The sequence below is a fragment of the Okibacterium fritillariae genome, assembly GCF_052783725.1.
In genome coordinates this window covers 1440572-1457852 of record NZ_CP199917.1, presented here as the reverse complement: position 1 = coordinate 1457852, position 17281 = coordinate 1440572, and the positions used below count along the sequence as shown (strand labels likewise).

14 protein-coding genes and 2 tRNA genes are annotated in these 17281 nt (G+C 68.3%); 4 read left to right on the top strand and 12 right to left on the bottom strand.

What is annotated here, in order from left to right:
- Positions 1-92 precede the first annotated feature (92 nt).
- The 5 genes from clpX to ACUWEX_RS06835 all read right to left on the bottom strand — a co-directional run bounded on the left by clpX (position 93) and on the right by ACUWEX_RS06835 (position 4904).
- Positions 93-1373 carry an ATP-dependent Clp protease ATP-binding subunit ClpX gene (clpX, locus tag ACUWEX_RS06855; RefSeq protein ID WP_079727415.1) on the bottom strand — a complete coding sequence of 427 codons (1281 nt, stop codon included), beginning with the start codon at positions 1371-1373 and terminating at the stop codon, positions 93-95.
- A 318-nt stretch (positions 1374-1691) separates the two neighbouring features.
- Positions 1692-2381: an ATP-dependent Clp protease proteolytic subunit gene (locus ACUWEX_RS06850; RefSeq protein ID WP_079727414.1), complete on the bottom strand. Its 690-nt coding sequence runs from the start codon at positions 2379-2381 to the stop codon at positions 1692-1694.
- Positions 2382-2407: 26 nt separating this feature from the next.
- A complete protein-coding gene (locus ACUWEX_RS06845) occupies positions 2408-2995 on the bottom strand; it encodes an ATP-dependent Clp protease proteolytic subunit (protein ID WP_077053953.1) in 588 nt (195 codons plus the stop codon).
- A gap of 265 nt (positions 2996-3260) precedes the next feature.
- Complete coding sequence (gene tig, locus ACUWEX_RS06840) at positions 3261-4733, bottom strand: trigger factor (RefSeq protein ID WP_445997520.1); 1473 nt, start codon at positions 4731-4733, stop codon at positions 3261-3263.
- A 94-nt stretch (positions 4734-4827) separates the two neighbouring features.
- Positions 4828-4904 (bottom strand) — tRNA-Pro (locus ACUWEX_RS06835).
- Between the two features lie 148 nt (positions 4905-5052).
- Here ACUWEX_RS06835 and ACUWEX_RS06830 point away from each other — a divergent pair.
- Positions 5053-5123 (top strand) — tRNA-Gly (locus ACUWEX_RS06830).
- Positions 5124-5272: 149 nt separating this feature from the next.
- On the opposite strand, the gene ACUWEX_RS06825 is transcribed toward ACUWEX_RS06830, so the two are convergent.
- Positions 5273-6028, bottom strand: a complete 756-nt coding sequence (locus ACUWEX_RS06825) for an SOS response-associated peptidase (RefSeq protein ID WP_079727412.1) — start codon at positions 6026-6028, stop codon at positions 5273-5275.
- Between the two features lie 93 nt (positions 6029-6121).
- On the opposite strand from ACUWEX_RS06825, the gene ACUWEX_RS06820 reads away from it, so the two are divergent.
- The gene (locus tag ACUWEX_RS06820; protein WP_079727411.1) at positions 6122-6325 is read left to right on the top strand and encodes a hypothetical protein; all 204 of its coding nucleotides are present in this window, start codon (positions 6122-6124) and stop codon (positions 6323-6325) included.
- Positions 6326-6481: 156 nt separating this feature from the next.
- Here ACUWEX_RS06820 and ACUWEX_RS06815 read toward each other — a convergent pair whose 3' ends face one another.
- On the bottom strand, positions 6482-7132 hold the full coding sequence (locus ACUWEX_RS06815; protein WP_445997519.1) for a gamma carbonic anhydrase family protein: 651 nt from the start codon (positions 7130-7132) through the stop codon (positions 6482-6484).
- A 763-nt stretch (positions 7133-7895) separates the two neighbouring features.
- Here ACUWEX_RS06815 and ACUWEX_RS06810 point away from each other — a divergent pair.
- Positions 7896-11744 carry an SCO7613 C-terminal domain-containing membrane protein gene (locus ACUWEX_RS06810; protein WP_445997518.1) on the top strand — a complete coding sequence of 1283 codons (3849 nt, stop codon included), beginning with the start codon at positions 7896-7898 and terminating at the stop codon, positions 11742-11744.
- A 173-nt stretch (positions 11745-11917) separates the two neighbouring features.
- Positions 11918-12409, top strand: coding sequence for a Dps family protein (locus tag ACUWEX_RS06805; protein WP_445997517.1), 492 nt, complete (start codon positions 11918-11920; stop codon positions 12407-12409).
- Positions 12410-12504: 95 nt separating this feature from the next.
- Here ACUWEX_RS06805 and ACUWEX_RS06800 read toward each other — a convergent pair whose 3' ends face one another.
- The 5 genes from ACUWEX_RS06800 to ACUWEX_RS06780 are packed head-to-tail and all read right to left on the bottom strand — an operon-like array spanning position 12505 to position 17237.
- Positions 12505-14193, bottom strand: coding sequence for an amidohydrolase (locus tag ACUWEX_RS06800; protein WP_445997516.1), 1689 nt, complete (start codon positions 14191-14193; stop codon positions 12505-12507).
- The gene (locus tag ACUWEX_RS06795) at positions 14190-14885 is read right to left on the bottom strand and encodes an FMN-binding negative transcriptional regulator (protein ID WP_445997515.1); all 696 of its coding nucleotides are present in this window, start codon (positions 14883-14885) and stop codon (positions 14190-14192) included. Before ACUWEX_RS06795 ends, ACUWEX_RS06800 begins: the two co-directional genes overlap by 4 nt.
- Before the next feature lie 10 nt (positions 14886-14895).
- On the bottom strand, positions 14896-16086 hold the full coding sequence (locus ACUWEX_RS06790) for an Fpg/Nei family DNA glycosylase (RefSeq protein ID WP_445997514.1): 1191 nt from the start codon (positions 16084-16086) through the stop codon (positions 14896-14898).
- Positions 16086-16574 carry a ribose-5-phosphate isomerase gene (locus ACUWEX_RS06785; RefSeq protein ID WP_445997513.1) on the bottom strand — a complete coding sequence of 163 codons (489 nt, stop codon included), beginning with the start codon at positions 16572-16574 and terminating at the stop codon, positions 16086-16088. The genes ACUWEX_RS06790 and ACUWEX_RS06785 overlap by 1 nt, the downstream gene beginning before the upstream one ends.
- 45 nt (positions 16575-16619) lie before the next feature.
- The gene (locus ACUWEX_RS06780) at positions 16620-17237 is read right to left on the bottom strand and encodes a mycothiol-dependent nitroreductase Rv2466c family protein (protein ID WP_445997512.1); all 618 of its coding nucleotides are present in this window, start codon (positions 17235-17237) and stop codon (positions 16620-16622) included.
- Positions 17238-17281: the final 44 nt, after the last annotated feature.

Sequence of the window (17281 nt, the reverse complement as noted above, 5' to 3'; positions counted from 1 at the left end):
GCTGTGCGTCGTCTCGTTCGCTGAGCGCAGCGAGAAGGCCGGGAGATGATCTCCCGGCCTTCTTCGCGCGGCACTCATTCGAACGGTGAGGTTTACGCAGACTTGTCTTGGCGCTGCTTCTGGCGCGGCACGAGCGTCGGCGCCGCATTCTCGAGCACCGTCTCGCGCGTGACGATGACCTCGGCCACCTCGTCGGTCGAGGGAACCTCGAACATGATGGGCCCGAGCACCTCTTCCATGATGGCGCGCAGTCCGCGGGCGCCGGTCTTGCGCAGCACGGCGAGGTCGGCGATGGCTTCGAGGGCGTCGTTGTCGAAGTTCAGCTCGACGCCATCCAGCTCGAACATGCGCTGGTACTGCCGCACGAGCGCGTTCTTCGGCACCGTCAGAATCTCCATCAGCGCCTCTTGGTCGAGCTGCGTGACGGTGGTGACGACGGGAAGACGGCCGATGAACTCGGGGATGAGGCCGAACTTGTGCAGGTCTTCGGGCAGCACCTCGCCGAACAGGTTGACGTCGTCGCCCTTGGAGTGGAGCGGAGCCCCGAAGCCGATGCCCTTCTTGCCGGCCCGCGACGAGATGATCTCTTCGAGTCCGGCGAAGGCGCCCGCCACGATGAACAACACGTTGGTCGTATCGATCTGGATGAATTCCTGGTGCGGGTGCTTGCGGCCGCCCTGCGGGGGAACCGACGCGACCGTGCCCTCGAGAATCTTGAGCAACGCCTGCTGCACACCCTCGCCCGATACATCGCGCGTGATGGACGGGTTCTCGGCCTTGCGGGCGATCTTGTCGACCTCGTCGATGTAGATGATGCCGGTTTCGGCGCGCTTGACGTCGTAGTCGGCGGCCTGGATGAGCTTCAGCAGGATGTTCTCGACGTCCTCGCCCACGTAGCCCGCTTCGGTGAGAGCCGTGGCATCGGCGACCGCGAAGGGCACATTGAGCCGCTTGGCGAGCGTCTGCGCGAGGTAGGTCTTGCCGCAACCCGTCGGTCCGATGAGCAGGATGTTGCTCTTCGCGATCTCGACGTCGTCGCCGAGCTGGTCGGCCGCCGTGAGCGTGTTGCGGGCGCGCACGCGCTTGTAGTGGTTGTAGACGGCGACCGAGAGGGCACGCTTGGCGGCCATCTGGCCGATTACGTACTCGTCGAGGAAGCCGAAGATCTCTTTGGGCTTGGGCAGTTCGAAGTCACCGGCGGGGGCGTCTTCGCCCGCTTCGGCCATGCGCTCTTCGATGATCTCGTTGCACAGCTCGACGCATTCGTCGCAGATGTACACGCCAGGGCCAGCGATCAGCTGCTGAACCTGCTTCTGGCTTTTGCCGCAGAATGAACATTTGAGCAGATCGGCGCTCTCACCTATCCGAGCCATCCCGTCACGCTCCCTTTTCGCAGTTAGATCGTGGTTGTGCGTACTGTCGAGCCTAACCCGATTCGGCGTGTTTGCCCCGAACCTGGCCGGTCGGTCGCGGCGCGGCGGATGCGTTCCGCCTGAGCGGTTTCGCGGCCCGGGGTGCGCCTGTCGTGTGTGGTCAAAGTCTGCGCCATGCCGGGCCGCCGACCAAATCGGTTCGCCCTCAGCGTGTGCCCCCGTCAGGCGACGCTGCGCGGCAGAGACAGAGGGCCGGATGCCGCGGCGTGCGCGTCATCCGGCCCTCTCCGTGCTGGGTGCCAGCTCGGGTGTTTCGTCTTACTGAGCGATCGCCGCGGGAAGCGACTTGCGGCTCGTGAGCACCTGGTCGATCAGACCGTACTCGAGTGCCTCGCTGGCGCCGAGGATCTTGTCGCGGTCGATGTCCTTGTTGACCTGCTCCTGCGAGCGGTTTGAGTGCTTCGACAGCGTGGCCTCGAGCCAGGTGCGCATGCGCATGATCTCGGCGGCCTGGATCTCGATGTCCGATGCCTGACCCCGACCGGCCTCGCCGACGGCGGGCTGGTGAATGAGGATGCGGGCGTTGGGCAGCGCGAGACGCTTGCCGGGGCTGCCGGCGGCGGTGAGCACGGCGGCCGCGGAGGCGGCCTGGCCCAGGACGACGGTCTGGATCTGCGGGCGGATGTACTGCATCGTGTCGTAGATCGCCGTCATCGCGGTGAATGAGCCACCGGGCGAGTTGATGTACATGACGATGTCGCGGTCGGGGTCCATGCTCTCGAGCACCAGCAGCTGCGCCATGATGTCGTCAGCGGACGCGTCGTCGACCTGGACACCCAGGAAGATGATGCGGTCTTCGAACAGCTTGGCGTAGGGGTCTTGGCGCTTGTAGCCGTAGGCGGTGCGCTCTTCGAAGCTCGGCAGGATGTAACGGCTGCCGGGCATCTGGACGCCGGATGCCTGACCCATCGAGCTCGTGGCGTTTCCACCGAATGTGGGGATGTTCATCTGTTTTCCTTCGTCGAGTTCGTGAGTCAGTTCGTTTCGGTTCCGCCGCCACCGGCGACGTCGGTGGCCGACTCGCGGATGTGGTCGACGAAGCCGTACTCGAGGGCCTCTTGCGCGCTGAACCAACGGTCGCGGTCACCGTCGAGGTTGATCTGCTCGACCGTCTTACCGGTCTGGGCGGCGGTGATCTCGGCGAGGCGGCGCTTCATGTCGAGGATGAGCTGAGCCTGCGTCTGGATGTCGCTCGCCGTTCCGCCGAAGCCACCGTGCGGCTGGTGCAGCAGCACGCGGGCGTTGGGCGTGATGTAGCGCTTGCCTTTGGTGCCGGCGGTCAGCAGCAGCTGACCCATCGAGGCGGCCATACCGATTCCGACGGTGACGATGTCGTTCGGCACGAACTGCATCGTGTCGTAGATGGCCATACCCGCGGTGATGGAACCGCCGGGCGAGTTGATGTAGAGGTAGATGTCTCGGGTGGAGTCTTCAGCCGCCAACAGAAGAAGCTTTGCGGCGATCTCGTTGGCGTTGTCGTCGCGCACCTCTGACCCGAGCCAGATGATGCGGTCTTTCAGCAGTCGGTCAAAAACACTGGGTGACAGTGCTGGTTCGGCCATGTCGCGCTCCATTTCAGTTATCGCTTGGAATCGAATCTATAGGAGCTAACGTCGGCAAACAGGCGTGTTCGCCGTGGGCAGACGTTGCCGTGTCCCTGCCGGGTCTTCCGGCCGGGTGCGGCGTGTCGCGCCCGCATCGAGTGCATGTCGGATGCTCGAGCGTCACGTCTCGGCCGCCGCGCCGTTCGACCGGCCGAACGCACGAATGCCCCCGGCGTGAACCGGGGGCATTCGTGGTGTTCAGGCCGTGAGGCCGAACGTGGTCTTACTTGGCGTCTGCGTCGTCCGCAGCAGCAGCCTTCTTGGCGGCCGGCTTCTTGGCGGCAGGCTTCTTGGCCGGTGCCTTCTTCGCGGGCTTCTCGTCGGCAGCCTCGTCGGCCGGCGCGGCGTCGCTCTCGGCGGCGTCGGTGCTGGTCTCGTCGGTGGCGGCGTCGGTGCTGACCTCGTCGGTGCTGGCGTCGTCGGCCTCGGGCACGAAGCCCGTGAGGTCGATGGCCTTGCCGGTGGTGTCGACGACCGTCGCCTTGCCCAGGACGACGGCGATGGCCTTGTTACGGGCTACTTCGCCGACCATCGCGGGGATCTGACCGTTCTGGTCGAGAACCTGGATGAATTCGCCGGGCTCCATGCCGTACTGCGAGGCACCCTGGATGAGGTACTGGGTGAGCTCTTCCTGGCTGACCTGGACCTTCTCAGCCTCGGCGATCGCGTCGAACAGCATCTGCTGACGGAACGTCTCGGTGGAGGAGATGCGAACCTCTTCGCGGTGGGCGTCGTCTTCGAGGCGGCCTTCGCCCTCGAGGTGACGGTGCACCTCATCTTCGACGAGCTGCTCGGGAACGGGGATCTCGACGGACTCGACGAGCTGTTCGACGAGCTTGGTGCGAGCCTCGGCGCCCTGGCCGAAGGCCTTCTGGCGCTCGACCTGGCCCTTGAGGCTCTCGCGCAGCTCGTCGATGGTGTCGAACTCGCTGGCGATCTGAGCGAAGTCGTCGTTCGCCTCGGGCATCTCGCGCTCTTTCACGGCGGTGACGGTGACGGCGATCTCGGCCTGCTCACCCTCGTGCTCGCCACCCAGCAGCGGGGCGCTGAACGTGGTGCTCTCACCGGCGGTGAGGGAGTCGAGGGCCTCGTCGATGCCCTCGATCAGCTCACCCGAGCCGAGCTCGTAGCTGATGGCGTCGGCGCGGTCGACTTCTTCACCGTTGATGGTGGCGACGAGGTCGATCTGAGCGAAGTCACCGGTCTTGGCGGGGCGGTCGACGCTGATGAGCGTGCCGAAGCGCGTGCGCAGGCGGTCGAGCTCTTCCTGAACGTCTTCGTCGGTGATCTCGGCGGGCTCGACCTCGACGGTCAGGCCGGAGTAGTCGGGCAGTTCGATCTCGGGGCGGACGTCGACCTCGACGTTGACCAGGAGGTCACCCGAGTAGTCCTTGTCGCTCGGCCACTCGATGATGTCGGCCTGGGGGCGACCGAGCGAGCGGAGGCTGTGCTCTTCGACGGCGGCGCGGTAGAAACCGTCGAGGCCTTCGTTGACGGCGTGCTCGAGGACCGCACCCTTGCCGACGCGCTGGTCGATGATCGCGGGCGGAACCTTGCCCTTGCGGAAGCCAGGAATGTTGACCTGCTCGGCGATGTGACCGTAGGCGTGCGTGATGCTGGGCTTCAAGTCGTCGGGCGTCACCGTGATGGCGAGCTTGACGCGCGTGGGGCTCAGCTGTTCGACCGTGGACTTCACGTGTTCAATCTCCTGTGTTCGAAACTCTTGTACTCGAACCCGGAACGACGCGGCAGTTGTCGCGTGGGGCGTTTCGGGCCGAGGATGACATGTGTGGTCGGGGCGACAGGATTCGAACCTGCGACTTCTCGCTCCCAAAGCGAGCGCTCTACCAAGCTGAGCTACGCCCCGAATGTCACACACTCGGTGAGGCAACCGCCGGGCGCGAACGCAGGCTGATTGACCTCGAAAGTCTAGTCTAGGGGGATGCCGCAGCGGTTGTGGCACGCAGCACGCCCGCGGCTGTAATAGTATGTTCAGGCACCGGTTCGCCGGGCACGGGGATGTAGCTCAATGGTAGAGCCTCAGTCTTCCAAACTGATGGTGCGGGTTCGATTCCCGTCATCCCCTCCGAATACGCTGACAGGCCGCCGATCGTCGAGATCGGCGGCCTGTTGTGTTTCTGGGACCTCCAGTGTTTCTGAGACCTCCAGCGTTTTTGGGGACGTTCACTGTTTCTGGGGACGTTCACTGTTTCTGACGCGTGCGATCCTCGGGCGTTAGAGCGGATTGACGAGGTCGGGCGAGTCGCCCGTGACGGGGCCGACGATGTGGAAGTCGAGCGCTTCGGCGACGGGTGTGGCCGCCTCGACGGCGGCGTCGACGAGCCCCTGGTCCCCCACGATGGTCGGGTCGAGCCACGTGTCGACGAAGTGCCGGGGCAGCGTGACGGGCGTGCGGTCGTGGATGTCGCGCAAACCGCCGACCGCCTCGCGCGTGAGGATGGTGGCCGTCAGGATCCACTCGTCCGAGCTCGGCGCACGCCACCATGAATAGAGCCCCGCGAAGGACAGCGGCTCGTCGGTGTCGTGGATGTAATAGGGCGTCTTGGTCTTGCCGACCGTCTTCCACTCGTAATAGCCGGATGCCGGGAGGATCGCGCGCTTCGACCGCACCGAGTTCTTGAACGAGGCCTTCTCGGCGGCCGTCTCCGACCGCGCGTTGAAGGTGGGGAACTTCGTCTTCAGCTCTTTCGACCACGAGGGGACGAGGGACCAGCGACCGGCCATGAGGCGGCGCACCACGGCATCCGGGTCGTCGCGTTCGGTGGCGTGGGCGTCGAACGCGGCTGCGGCGGCTGCCTCTGCCGAAGCCGTTCGCTCGTCGGTGTGGCGCGGCGACTCGAAGATGACGGGCACCGGATCGGTGGGGCGGATGTTCCAAGCCGGAGCGTTGGCGTAGTCGTCGAGCTCAGAGACGTCGAAGTAGGCGCCGAGCTCTTCGCCCGTGAGGGAGTTCGTGAATCGTCCGCACATGCGCTTAGCCTATTGAGTGCCGACGACACTGCACAGGGCGAGCGGGCGGATGCGACATCCGTGAGATGCCCCTGAGCGAGAAACCGAGAGAACGTGCTGAAAGTTCCTGCGACCTTCTGGTCGGGTCTGTGGACGATCGCGGGCGCGCTCATCTTCGTGGGAGCCGTGTTCGCCTTCGCGACGGCGCGATTCGGGTTGGGCATCGCCCTCGTCGTGGCCACCCTCGTGTGCCTGAGCGGCAGCTGGCGCGCGCAGCACCTCGCGAAGAAACGGGCTCGAGGCGCGCGGAGAAGCTGACGCTGGCACAACGCGCTCGGTCCGCGGGTCCCTGGCAACGCCCTGATCAACCCTCGCAACGCCCTCAGCAGCGTGCCTCGCCACGCCCCTAGCAACGCCCCCGCAACGCCCATCGCCACGCGGAACGTGGCTGTACCCCTTCGGGCATCAGCGTGATCAGCGGCGGGCGTGGAGCTCGGCGTTACCGACGTAGCGGGCGGCGTTCTGGCGGATGCCGTCGACCTCCTCATCCGTGAGAGTGCGTCGCACTTTGCCGGGCACACCGGCGACGAGGGAGCGCGGCGGGATGTGGGTGCCCTCGAGGACGACGGCTCCGGCCGCGATGAGGGATTCGTCACCGATGACGGCTCCGCTGAGGACGACCGAGCCCATGCCGATGAGCACCGTGTCGCCGATGATGCAGCCGTGCACGACGGCGTTGTGCCCGATGGACACGTCGCGACCGATGACGACGGGCCACGCGGCATCCACGTGCACGGCCACACCGTCTTGGACGTTGCTGCCCTCCCCCACCGTGATCGAGTTGTAATCGCCGCGCAGGACCGCGTTGTACCAGACGCTCGACGAGTCGGCGAGCGCCACATGTCCGACGATGCGTGCGCCGTCTGCGACGAAAGCGGTGGCCGCGAGGTGCGGGCCGTCGATGCCTGCGAGCGGAACGAGGGCGCCGGGGGCCACGTGCGTGCGCAGACCCCTCTCGCCCTCAGGCGTTGCCCTCGCGTCGGCCGACGGCGCGGTTGTCGAGGCTGCAGAGGTGGCGGTCTGTGCGGCAGCGGATGCGGCGGCGAGGGAGGCGGCGTCGGTCATGCGGCCACGCTACCGGAGGGGCGGCGGGCAGTGGGGGCTGGTTTCTGCCACAGTGGTCCCACGATCGTTTCGAGGGGGAACCTCTGTGAATACCGAACCGTCGATGTGGCCGCCCCGGCGGGATGCACTGACCGACACCTCGCTGTGCCCATCCTGCTTCGCGGTTCTGCGCGGCCCGGTCTGCGAGCGCTGCGGCTTCGATGCGAGCGTGCCTCGAGGCTCCGAGCTGTTCGTGGCGTCGAAGCGGGTTCGGGATGCGGCGATCGAACGGTCTCAGCTCATCGGCCTCATGCGCGTCGAGCAGCAGGCGGCCGTTCAAGAGGCGTCGGCTTCGCGGGGCTCCGCCGAGACGGTGTTGCCGGTGCCGATCGCGACCGCCCACGCATCCGACGCTCGGGCCGCGCAATCGCACCCAGCGCCCGGGGCTGGGACCGAGGCATCCGAGCTCTCGTCCATTCCCGCTCGTCCTCCCCTGCCGGGGACGGCCGACGGCCTGAATGCTGCGTCGGCTTCGGCATCTTCTGACACCAGCACCCCCGTGAGCCCCGTCACCCCTAACGCGACGCAGCCTCCCGCGTCACCCGACTGGTGGTCCCCCTCCGCGCCAGCCCAGCAGCCCTCTGCACAGCAGCCCTCCCCGCAGCAGTCCTCGCCTGCTCAACCCCCTGTCCCGCCCCGTCCTACGGCTTCGTGGTCACAGCAGGGCCCACAGCAAGGCCCCTCGGCGCCGGGCCAGCAGCCATACGCTGCGGCGAGCGCCGGTATGCCTCCGTTCCAGCCGGGCCCGTTCCAGCCCGGGCAGCCCACACCTCCCGCGCGGCCCCGTCGCTCGGGCGTGCAGATTCTGCTGCTCGTCGCCGGTGTCACCCTGGTGGGCATCGCGGCTCTCTTCTTCGCGGTCATCGCCTATGTGCTGACGTCGCCCGAGGTTCGGGTGGTCTTGCTGCTCCTGGCGGCCGCCGCCGTCGCCGGTCTCGGCTTCGCGCTCCGCCGCCGGCTCCCCGGCACGGCCGAGGCGCTCGTCACCCTCGGCATCGTCTTCGTTCTCGTCGACGGCCTGCTGATCCGCTCGCAGGGCCTCTTCGGTTCGTCGGATGTCGAGGGCGCTACGTTCACGGGCATCTACAGTCTCGTCGCATCCGCCGTCTTCCTCGGTCTGGCGAGACCCACCCGCATGCGTGCTCCCTCTGTGGCCGCTGCCATCCTGATCCCCTTCAGCGGTTTCTTCCTCCTCGGAGGTCTGGTCGATGCGTTCTCTTCGACGGCCTCGTGGTGGGCCGCGGGTGTGGGCGGCGGCGCGATCAGCGTTGCGGCAGCGTTCCTGTGGCCGCGTGTCGTCGGGCCTTTCCGCGCCGACGGTCTCTGGTTGCGCGGCGCCGGCGTCACCCTCGCGTCGCTCGCCACGCTCACCGCGGTGTTCGCCTTCCCCGAGCTGCGCTGGACGACCCTTCTCACGTTCGGGGTCGCTGCGGCACTCTGGGTCGCCCTGGCGGCGCTTCCCCCCGCCCCGGCCCCACGACCTCGCGCACAGGGACCGGCACCGTCGCAGTATCAATCACCTCGTATCGAAGCCGGACAGGCCCCCGACGCGGCGCCGCGCCACCCTGGGTCTCAGACATTCGCCGCCGTGGGCGCCGGCCTGTCGGTCGTCGCGGCCCTGTCGACGCCGATCTACCGCGTCGACGCCGGATGGTGGACGATCGTCCTGTTGACTCTCACGGCGGGCGTGGGGTTCATCGCACTCGCCGCGATCGCCCGGGCCCTGACCCGCACGAGCTGGCGCCATCGCTCCCGCGCCGCCGTATGGGCCGGCGGTGTCGCCTTCGCGGGCGCCAGCTTCCCGCCCCTCGTCATCGGCGGCCTCTTACCCTTCGGGTATGTCGCCATCCTCGGTTTCTCCCCCGCGTTCTCGTTGTCGGGGGCCGAAGGCTTCCTCAGGGAATCGCTCTTCGGCATGGGCGAGTACTACTGGCGGTTCGAGCCCGGTCTGGCGCTCTTCGTGGCGGCGGCCGCACTCGCCGTCGGTCTCGCGCTCCTCGGCCGACTGCGGCGCGAAGCCTGGGCCCCGGCCGTTCTCGCGAGCATGGGTCTTCTCACGGCCGCGGCTCTCCTGCCAGGGACCACAGGGGCCGCCACCGGACTTTCGGTGGTCGCCGTGATCTTCACGGCGCTGTGCGCGCCCGTCTTGCGTCGCCCCCGTGGAGTCACGGCGGTCTTGGTGATCTTCGCGGTCATCACGCTCGGGCCGCTGGTTGTTGCCGGTCGTCAGTCCGAACCCCTCTGGCCGGTCGCAGCCATCCTCGCCGTTGCCGTGCCGCTCGCCCTCCGGTTCTTCCTGCGATCCGCCGGTCGGCGTAGCGTCGGCACAGTCGGCACGGTCGACACCGCTGGTACCACTGGCACTGCTGGCACCACTGGCATCAATAGCACCGTCGCACCGGTGAAATCACGCAGCGCAGGCGCAGGTTCTGGGTGGGATGCCGCGCGCATCGCCCTGCTGGGCCTTGCCGTCTTCGGCGTCATCGGCGCCTTCTTCACGGCGCCCGACTGGCTGGGGATCGACGGCGAAGCCGTGCCCACCCCCGCTTTCTGGGCGACGCTGGCGTCCCTCGCGATCCTCTGCGTCGCAGCCGCCGTGTCGCGCCGCCCGGTGCCACACAGTGTTCGCTCGTCTGACGCGTCTCATGCCTCCACCGAAGCCGCCCCTCGTGGTCGCGGGCTGTTGGCGGCACCGGATCGGATGGTCATCACCTCCGTCTCCGGCATCCTCGCGGCTCTTCTCGGCTTCATCGTCTTCGCCAGCTGGGTGACATCCCACGGGCCCCTCGGCGGGTTCAGCGCGACCGAGAGCGCCGCGCGCGGCGATGCCACCTCGGCGCCCCTGATCGCCGTCCTCGTGTTGGCTGCCGTCGCCTCCGTGCTGTGGCAGGTGCTGCCCGCCGTCGCCGATACGGCAGAGCGCCTCGTCTTCGCGGCCGCAGGCCCACTGGTGATCGCCGGCGCAGTGAGCGTCATCGTGCTCGATGCCCAAGGGGATGTGGCACCCGCGCTCTCCCTGACGACCGTCGTGCTCGCCGCATCCGCCCTCGTGCTTTTCGCGCGGCGTTCCCCGCTGGGTCGGCGCGCTCGCCTCGTCTGGGATGCGTCGACGGCGCTCGTCGGCTTCCTCGGTCTGTTCGCCGCGGTCGGCGCCCCCGCAGACGTCCGCTGGTTGAGCCTCTTGGTGCTCGCTGTCGCCGCCCTCGTGCTGGCCTCCGGCGAGGGCGAGATCCTGCAGGGCGATCGCGCTCGTCACCACATCGCGTGGGTCGCCATCCCCCTCGGCCTCGCCGCGCTCTGGACGCTGCTCGCCGACGGCGGTGTCACCACCGTCGAGGCGTACACGGCGCCCGTTGCCGGCCTGCTCGCCGCCCTCGCGGCACTCTTCGTGTGGCGTCGCCCCGTGCCCACCGGGCGCGCGGACGGTCGCACCGTGTTGGCCGCGGCAGCCCTCGCCGTTCTCGTGCTGCCGAGCGTCGTCATGTCCGGCGCCGATGTCTCGGGGCCCAACCTGCTGCGACCGGCGGCCCTGCTCCTCGGTGGGCTCGCGGTCGGGGCCCTCGCCGCGGCCTGGCCCACCGTGATCAGGGGGCTGTCCCTGCGCCGCATCCTCGTTGCAACCTCGCTCGTGGCCGTCGCCGGAACAGGTCTCGTGCGGGGTCTCGGCGAGTTGCTCAGAGCCGGAAGCTACGGCATCCCGGACATGCCCTCGGGCCTGGGTAACGGCGACGACGGCCCACCGCCCTGGCTGCTGGTGCTGCTCGGCCGCGAGCCGTGGCCGGCCTTCGGTCCGCTGATCGAGCCCTGGACGGGCCTGGCTGCCGCCGCGCTGGTGGTGCTCGCCATCGTGTGGATGCGCGAACGCGACGACAGGATGCCGCGGGCCGCCGACCTCGCGATCGTGCTCGCTGTGATCGTCTTCGCGCTCCCCGCTCTCGTCATCACGCTGCGCCAAGACCTCCCGACTCTCGCCCCGTTCGTCGCGGTGATCCTGCTGTCGATCGTGTCGGTTCTCGCGGCGGCTCACAACGCCCCACCGCTCGGTCGCCTCGTGCGCTGGACGGCCGTGGGCGCGGCCCTCGTGATCACGGCCGCGGTGTTCGTCTCAGCTGCCCGCCTCAGCAGCGGTGCACCCTATGACGCCGATATTTTCGCCGCCATCGTCGGAGCGGCGCTCGTGGTGGGCGGGCTCATCGACCTCGGCCGCCGGCCCGCCCTGCGCAGTTGGCCCGCGCTCGGCCCCGGGCTCCTCGTCGCGCTCGTGCCGTCCCTGCTGGCGGACTACGGGCAGACCACCATCCCGCGCATCGTCCTGCTGGGCGTCGCGGCCATCGCCGTGCTGCTCTTCGGCGTGCTGCGCAAACTGCAGGCGCCCGTGATCATCGGTGCCGTCGTGCTGCTGCTGCACGGGCTCGCGCAACTGTGGCCGTGGATCTCGGACCTGTACTCGGCCATCCCGTGGTGGCTGTGGGTGGGGGTCGGCGGCCTCCTGCTGATCGTCGTGGCCGCGACGTACGAGAAACGCATTCGGGATGCTCGGGCGGTGGCTCGCAGCATCCGCTCGCTGCGGTGACCCCGGGCGAGCGACACCGGCGATGCTGCAACTGCGAGGTGAGGGTAGCCTCAGCTCAAAACACGCGCCCACCAGCGAATTAGCAGAGCCTAAACTTGCTTGCGGAATGTCTGAGCGTGAGTAGCGTTGGGGTCAACGTAGAGATCGAAGAGATCGAGAGAAGGGCACACACCATGACGAATGTCACCACCACCCACATCCCCCAGGCCGTCACCACCCCCGACACCGCCGCGGGAGTCGCCCAGTTCCTCAGCCCCGTGGTCGTCGACCTCACGGCCCTCGTCGTCAACGGCAAGCAGGCGCACTGGCACGTGCGCGGCGCCAACTTCATCGGCGTGCACGAGCTGCTCGACACGGTCGTCGCTCACGCGCAGGAGTGGGCCGACCTGGCCGCCGAGCGCATCGTCGCCCTGGGCCTGCCCGTCGACGCGCGCCTCGAGACCGTCGCCGCGAAGAGCACCGCCGGCTCGCTGACCCCCGGGTTCCAGCAGTCGCAGGTCACGATCGCCGAGATCATCACCCACATCGACGCCGCCCTCGTCAACGTGAAGACCGCGATCGATGAACTCGACGCCATCGACTTCACCAGCCAGGACGTGGCCATCGAGATCGCCCGCGGCCTCGAGAAGGACCGCTGGTTCCTCTTCGCGCACATCGCCGCGTAGTCACTGCCTGAGCGGCGGCTTACCCGTCATCAGAACTGAGCCGGGGTCACCTTATGGTGACCCCGGCTTTTCTGTGCGCGTGTCGCACGGTCGAGTCAGAGCGCGTCGTGCGTGAAGCGGCCGTTGACGAGGGTGGCGTCCACGCGGATGTTTCGTAACGCGTCGGCGTTGAGCGAGCGCGGGTCCTCGCCGAGAACCGCGAGGTCGGCCGGCTGCCCCTCGGCCACTCGCGTTCGGGTGGACGCCCGCAGCGCCTCCTCGAGGGTGATCGCCTGTTCGGGATGCCACGGCTCCCGTCCGGCGCGCGACCGATGCACGGCCGCCGATACGGCAACCCACGGGTCGAGCGGGGCCACCGGCGCATCCGACCCCAGCGCGAGCGTCGCACCGGCATCGAGCAGGTCGCGCAGCGGAAAGGTGCGCTCGGTGTGCCCGGCCCAGTGGTGCTCGGCGACATCCCGGTCGTCCATGGCGTGCTCGGGCTGCACGCTCGCCACCACGCCCAGCTCGGCGAAGCGGCGGATATCGGACTGCTGCAACAGCTGGGCATGCTCGATCGAGCCCGCCGCGCCCGTGTGTTCGAAGGCATCCAACGCGAGCGCGTTCGCCTGGTCGCCGATCGCGTGCACGGCCGAGCGGATGCCCGCGCGATGCGCCGTGGTCATGAGCGGTTCGAGCTGCTCGGGCGGAATCGTCAGCGCGCCGTGGCCCCCCTCCCCCTCCATGGGTTCGGGATAGGGCGCGAAACAGTAGGCGGTGCGGGTGTTGAGCGAACCATCCGTGATCACCTTGTAGGGGCCCATGCGCAGCAGGCCGTGCGTGTGCGGGATGGTCTGGCCCGAGTGCAAGCCTTCGTCGATGGCGCGGTCGAGGAATTGCGTGTAGACGCCGAACTCGACGCGCAGCTGCGTGTTGCCGCCCGCGATGCGGCGCTGCCAGACATCCACGTTCCAGGCCATCTCCATGTCGACGATGCCGACGACACCCCGCGCGGAGGCGGCCCGGGCGGCGTCGTGGGCCCAGGCATCCGCCACCTCGTCGGGCACGTCGTCGAGGCGTCTCAGCACCGTGAAGGCGTCTTCCTCGCGCAGCAGACCCGTCTCGTGGTGGGCCAAGCCGTGTTCGACGAGCGCCAACCGGTTGAGCCAGGCCGCGTGCAGGTCGCCCGAGATGAGGATGACCGGGCGCCCGGGTGCGGCGGCGTCGAGGAGTGCGGCATCCGGCTCGTCGTCCCAGAGGGCGTCGCGAAAACCGTAGCCGATGAGGGGCGCGTGGCCGAGCACGGTCTCGGCGGCCGTCGAGGCCCGCTCGGCGACCAGACGCGCGGCGTCGGCGGCGGATGCGGCGACCCCGACATCGAGGCGGCTCGCCGTGTGCGCCCACTGCGTGAAGTGCACGTGGGCGTCCCAGAGGCCGGGCACGACGAAACGCCCGGCGAGGTCGCGGCGTTCGGCGTGGTCGGACTCGGGAATGGTCGAGGCGGCGCCGGCCGGAAGCACGGCGGCGATCACGCCGTCGCGGAGAACGATGTCACTCAGCGGAACATCGTCCAGCGGAACGTCTCTGAGCAGACCGTCATCGAGCCGGATATCGCGGAGCGGAACGTCGTTGGGCGGAACGTCCCTCGGGAGTCCATCTCTCGACGGAGCACCGCGCGGCGGAACATCCGAGCTCGTCGTCTCGGTGCCCTCCCGCGCGTTCTCGCCGAGCGGCAGCACGCGCGCGTTCGCGAGGACCGTGAGGACGCCTGACCCGGGGTTTGCCGCACTCAACCTCAGCTTCATGCCTCGGGCACCTCGGGCACGTCGGCCACGTCGGCCACGTCGCGGACCTCGCCGATCTCGCGCGCCTCGTGCACCTTGCGCACGCGGCGCATCTCGGCGGCCAGCGCGGGGTTGGGGTATTCGCTGCCGTTCTCGAGCTCGAAGATGATGGTCTCGATCGTGTCGTCGGGGCGGTTCTGGCTCAGCTTGCGCTTACCCGTGACGCGCGTCGGGGTCAGGCGGAAACCGACGGTGCCCGCAGAAATGCGCTCGGCGTAGGCCGCGTTCTCGGGCGTGCCCTCCATGAGCCGGGGCTCGGGCATCCGCTTCTCGAAGTGTTCGACCAGGGCGCCCAGCACACGGTAGTTCTCTTCGTCCGAGAGAATTTCGGGCACGCCGCTCAGGTGCGCGACGACGTAGTTCCAGGTGGGCACGGCCGGTTTGGCGTCGTACCATCCGGGCGAAATGTAGCCGTGCGGGCCCTGCACGATCACGAGCAGTTCGCCCTGACCGAGCTCGAGGATCGCCTCATCCGGCCGGCCGACATGCCCCAAAATCGTGAGGTCGTCTCGCTCGGGGTCGAGAACGACGGCATAGTGCGACGCCGCCAGGCCGTTCTCCGTGTTCGCCACGAGGGTGACCCACGGGTTCTCGGCGATGAGACGGCGGATGTCGGCCACATCGCCCAGCACGAAACTCGGGTTCTGACGCATCCGGTCCTCCTCAGGCCTGGCAGACGGGGCACCAGTACAACTTGCGCGCCCCCATCTCTTCGAGCGAAATGTGGGTGCCGCACACCCGGCACGGCAGCCCCTCGCGTTTGTACACCCAATGGCGGTCGGCGCGGCTGGCCATGGCCAGGCGGTAGGCCTCGTCGTCGAGATCGTCCATGGTCATCATCTGACCCGTCTCGATGCCGATGGCGAGCAGTCGCACCCAGTCCCGCCAGATGCCGCGCACGGTCTCTTGGGGCACGAGCTTGCCGGGCGTGTGCGGGTTGACCTTCGCGCGGAACAGCAGCTCGGCGCGATAGACGTTGCCGATACCCGAGACGACCTTCTGGTCCATGAGCAGCAGCCCGATGGGCGTCGGCTTCTTGTGCACCGTAGCCGTGAAGCGGTCCTCGGCGGCCTTCGTGTCGTCGTGCTGCGGGTCGGGCCCGAGCGAGTCGATGACGCGCTGCACGTCGGCGCCCGTGACGACCTCGCAGGCCGTGGGGCCGCGCAGGTCGGCGACCGTCGTGTCGGTCAGCAGGCGCACGCGCACCGCTCCGACGGGTTCGGGTGGGAACGTCTCGTCGTTCTCGGGCAGCCCTTTGGTCTGCTCGGCCATGCGCACGCGGGCTCGGCGGGGTGCGCCGATGCTCGAGACCGAATCCTCGCCATCGGCGTCGCGCAGCTCGCCCAGGAGCACGTCGTCGCGCTTGTTGCCCGCGGCCGCCACGCGTCGCTTACCCGTGCGCGGGGCGTCGGATGCCGGAGCGGCGGTGTCGGGGTCGGCGCCCGTCGTGTCGGCATCAGCGTCGGCATCGGCGTCGGCGTCGGCGTCAGCGTCAGCGTCAGCGTCAGCGTCAGCGTCAGCGTCAGCATCGGCGTCAGCGTCGGCGAGAACCGTCCCGCGCTGATTCGTCTGCCCCATGCGCCCGGCCGCGGACTCGATGGTCGGGTCGGTCGTGATCTGGCCCGCGAAATCCCACGCGCCGTACATGCCGAGGTGCACGCGCAGCCACACGTCGTCGCCGAAGTGCATGAACATCTGCTTGCCGACGGCATCGACATCCGTGATCGTGCGCCCGTCGAGCACGGAAGCTCCTTCGGCAAAGCGGCCCTGCGGCGAGGAAGCGCGCACAGTCTTGCCCTGGAAGTTATGCCGGAACTGCCGCGCGATGCGGTGAACGGAGTGACCCTCGGGCACTACTGGTCGACGCCCTTCCCGGCGATGTCACCGGAGGCCTCGTATTCGGCGAGCTGCGCGATGCGGCGCACGTGCCGCTCCTCGAAGCTGAACGGCTCGGCGATGAACGCGTCGATGAACGAGATCGCTTCGGCGACCTCGTGCTGGCGCGCACCGATCGAGATCACGTTGGCGTCGTTGTGCTGACGCGCAAGCTGAGCGGTGCTCAAGTTCCAGACGAGTGCCGCGCGCACACCCTTGACCTTGTTCGCGGCGATCTGCTCGCCGTTGCCCGAACCGCCGAAGACGACGCCGAGAGCCTCGATGCCGGCATCCTGATCGCGCACGACGGCCTTCGCCGCGTTGATGCAGAACGACGGGTAGTCGTCGAGCGCGTCATAGGCTGCGGGGCCGTGGTCGGTGACCTCGTGGCCCTGTTCGCGCAGGTGCGTCTGCAGCTGCTGGCTCAGCTCGAGGCCAGCGTGGTCTGTGGCGATATGGATGCGCATGAGAAATCAGCCTAGCGTTCGGGAGGGGTCGAATCGGGGTGCGGGTCAGTCGAAGATGGGGCCGACCGTGCGGCTGCGCTTGAGCTCGAAGAAGCCGGGGTAGGCGGCCACCTGCACCACGCCATCCCAGAGCTTCGCGGCCTCTTCGCCCTTGGGCGCGGGCGAGATCACGGGGCCGAAGAAGGCGACACCGTTGACGGCGATGACGGGCGTGCCGACATCCTGACCGACGCGGTTGATGCCCTCGAAGTGCGAGGCGCGCATCTGCGGGTCGAACTCGTCGCTGTCGGCGTAGCGCGCGAAGTCGGCGTCGAGACCCACCTCGGCGAGCGCCTGCGGGATGACCTCGTCGGGGTTCGTCGACCCACCGGGGTGGATGCGGGTGCCGAGCGCGTCATAGAGCGGTTTGACGATCTGCTGCCCGTGCAGCTCCTTGACCGCGGCGACGAGGCGCGTGTACTTGAGGGCGCGCGGGAAGAAGGCGCGGTACTCGTCGGAGACGTCCCGGTCTTCGTTGAGCACGGCGAGGCTCATGATGTTGAACGTGACGTCGAGGTCGCGCACCTTCGCCACCTCGTCGACCCAGCGTGAGGTCATCCAGGCCCAGGGGCAGGAGGGATCGAACCAGAATTCGACGGATGTGGGGGCAGCGGTTTCGGTCATGGTTCTAGCAAATCACGAAAGCCCCGGCACTAGGCTTTCCTCGG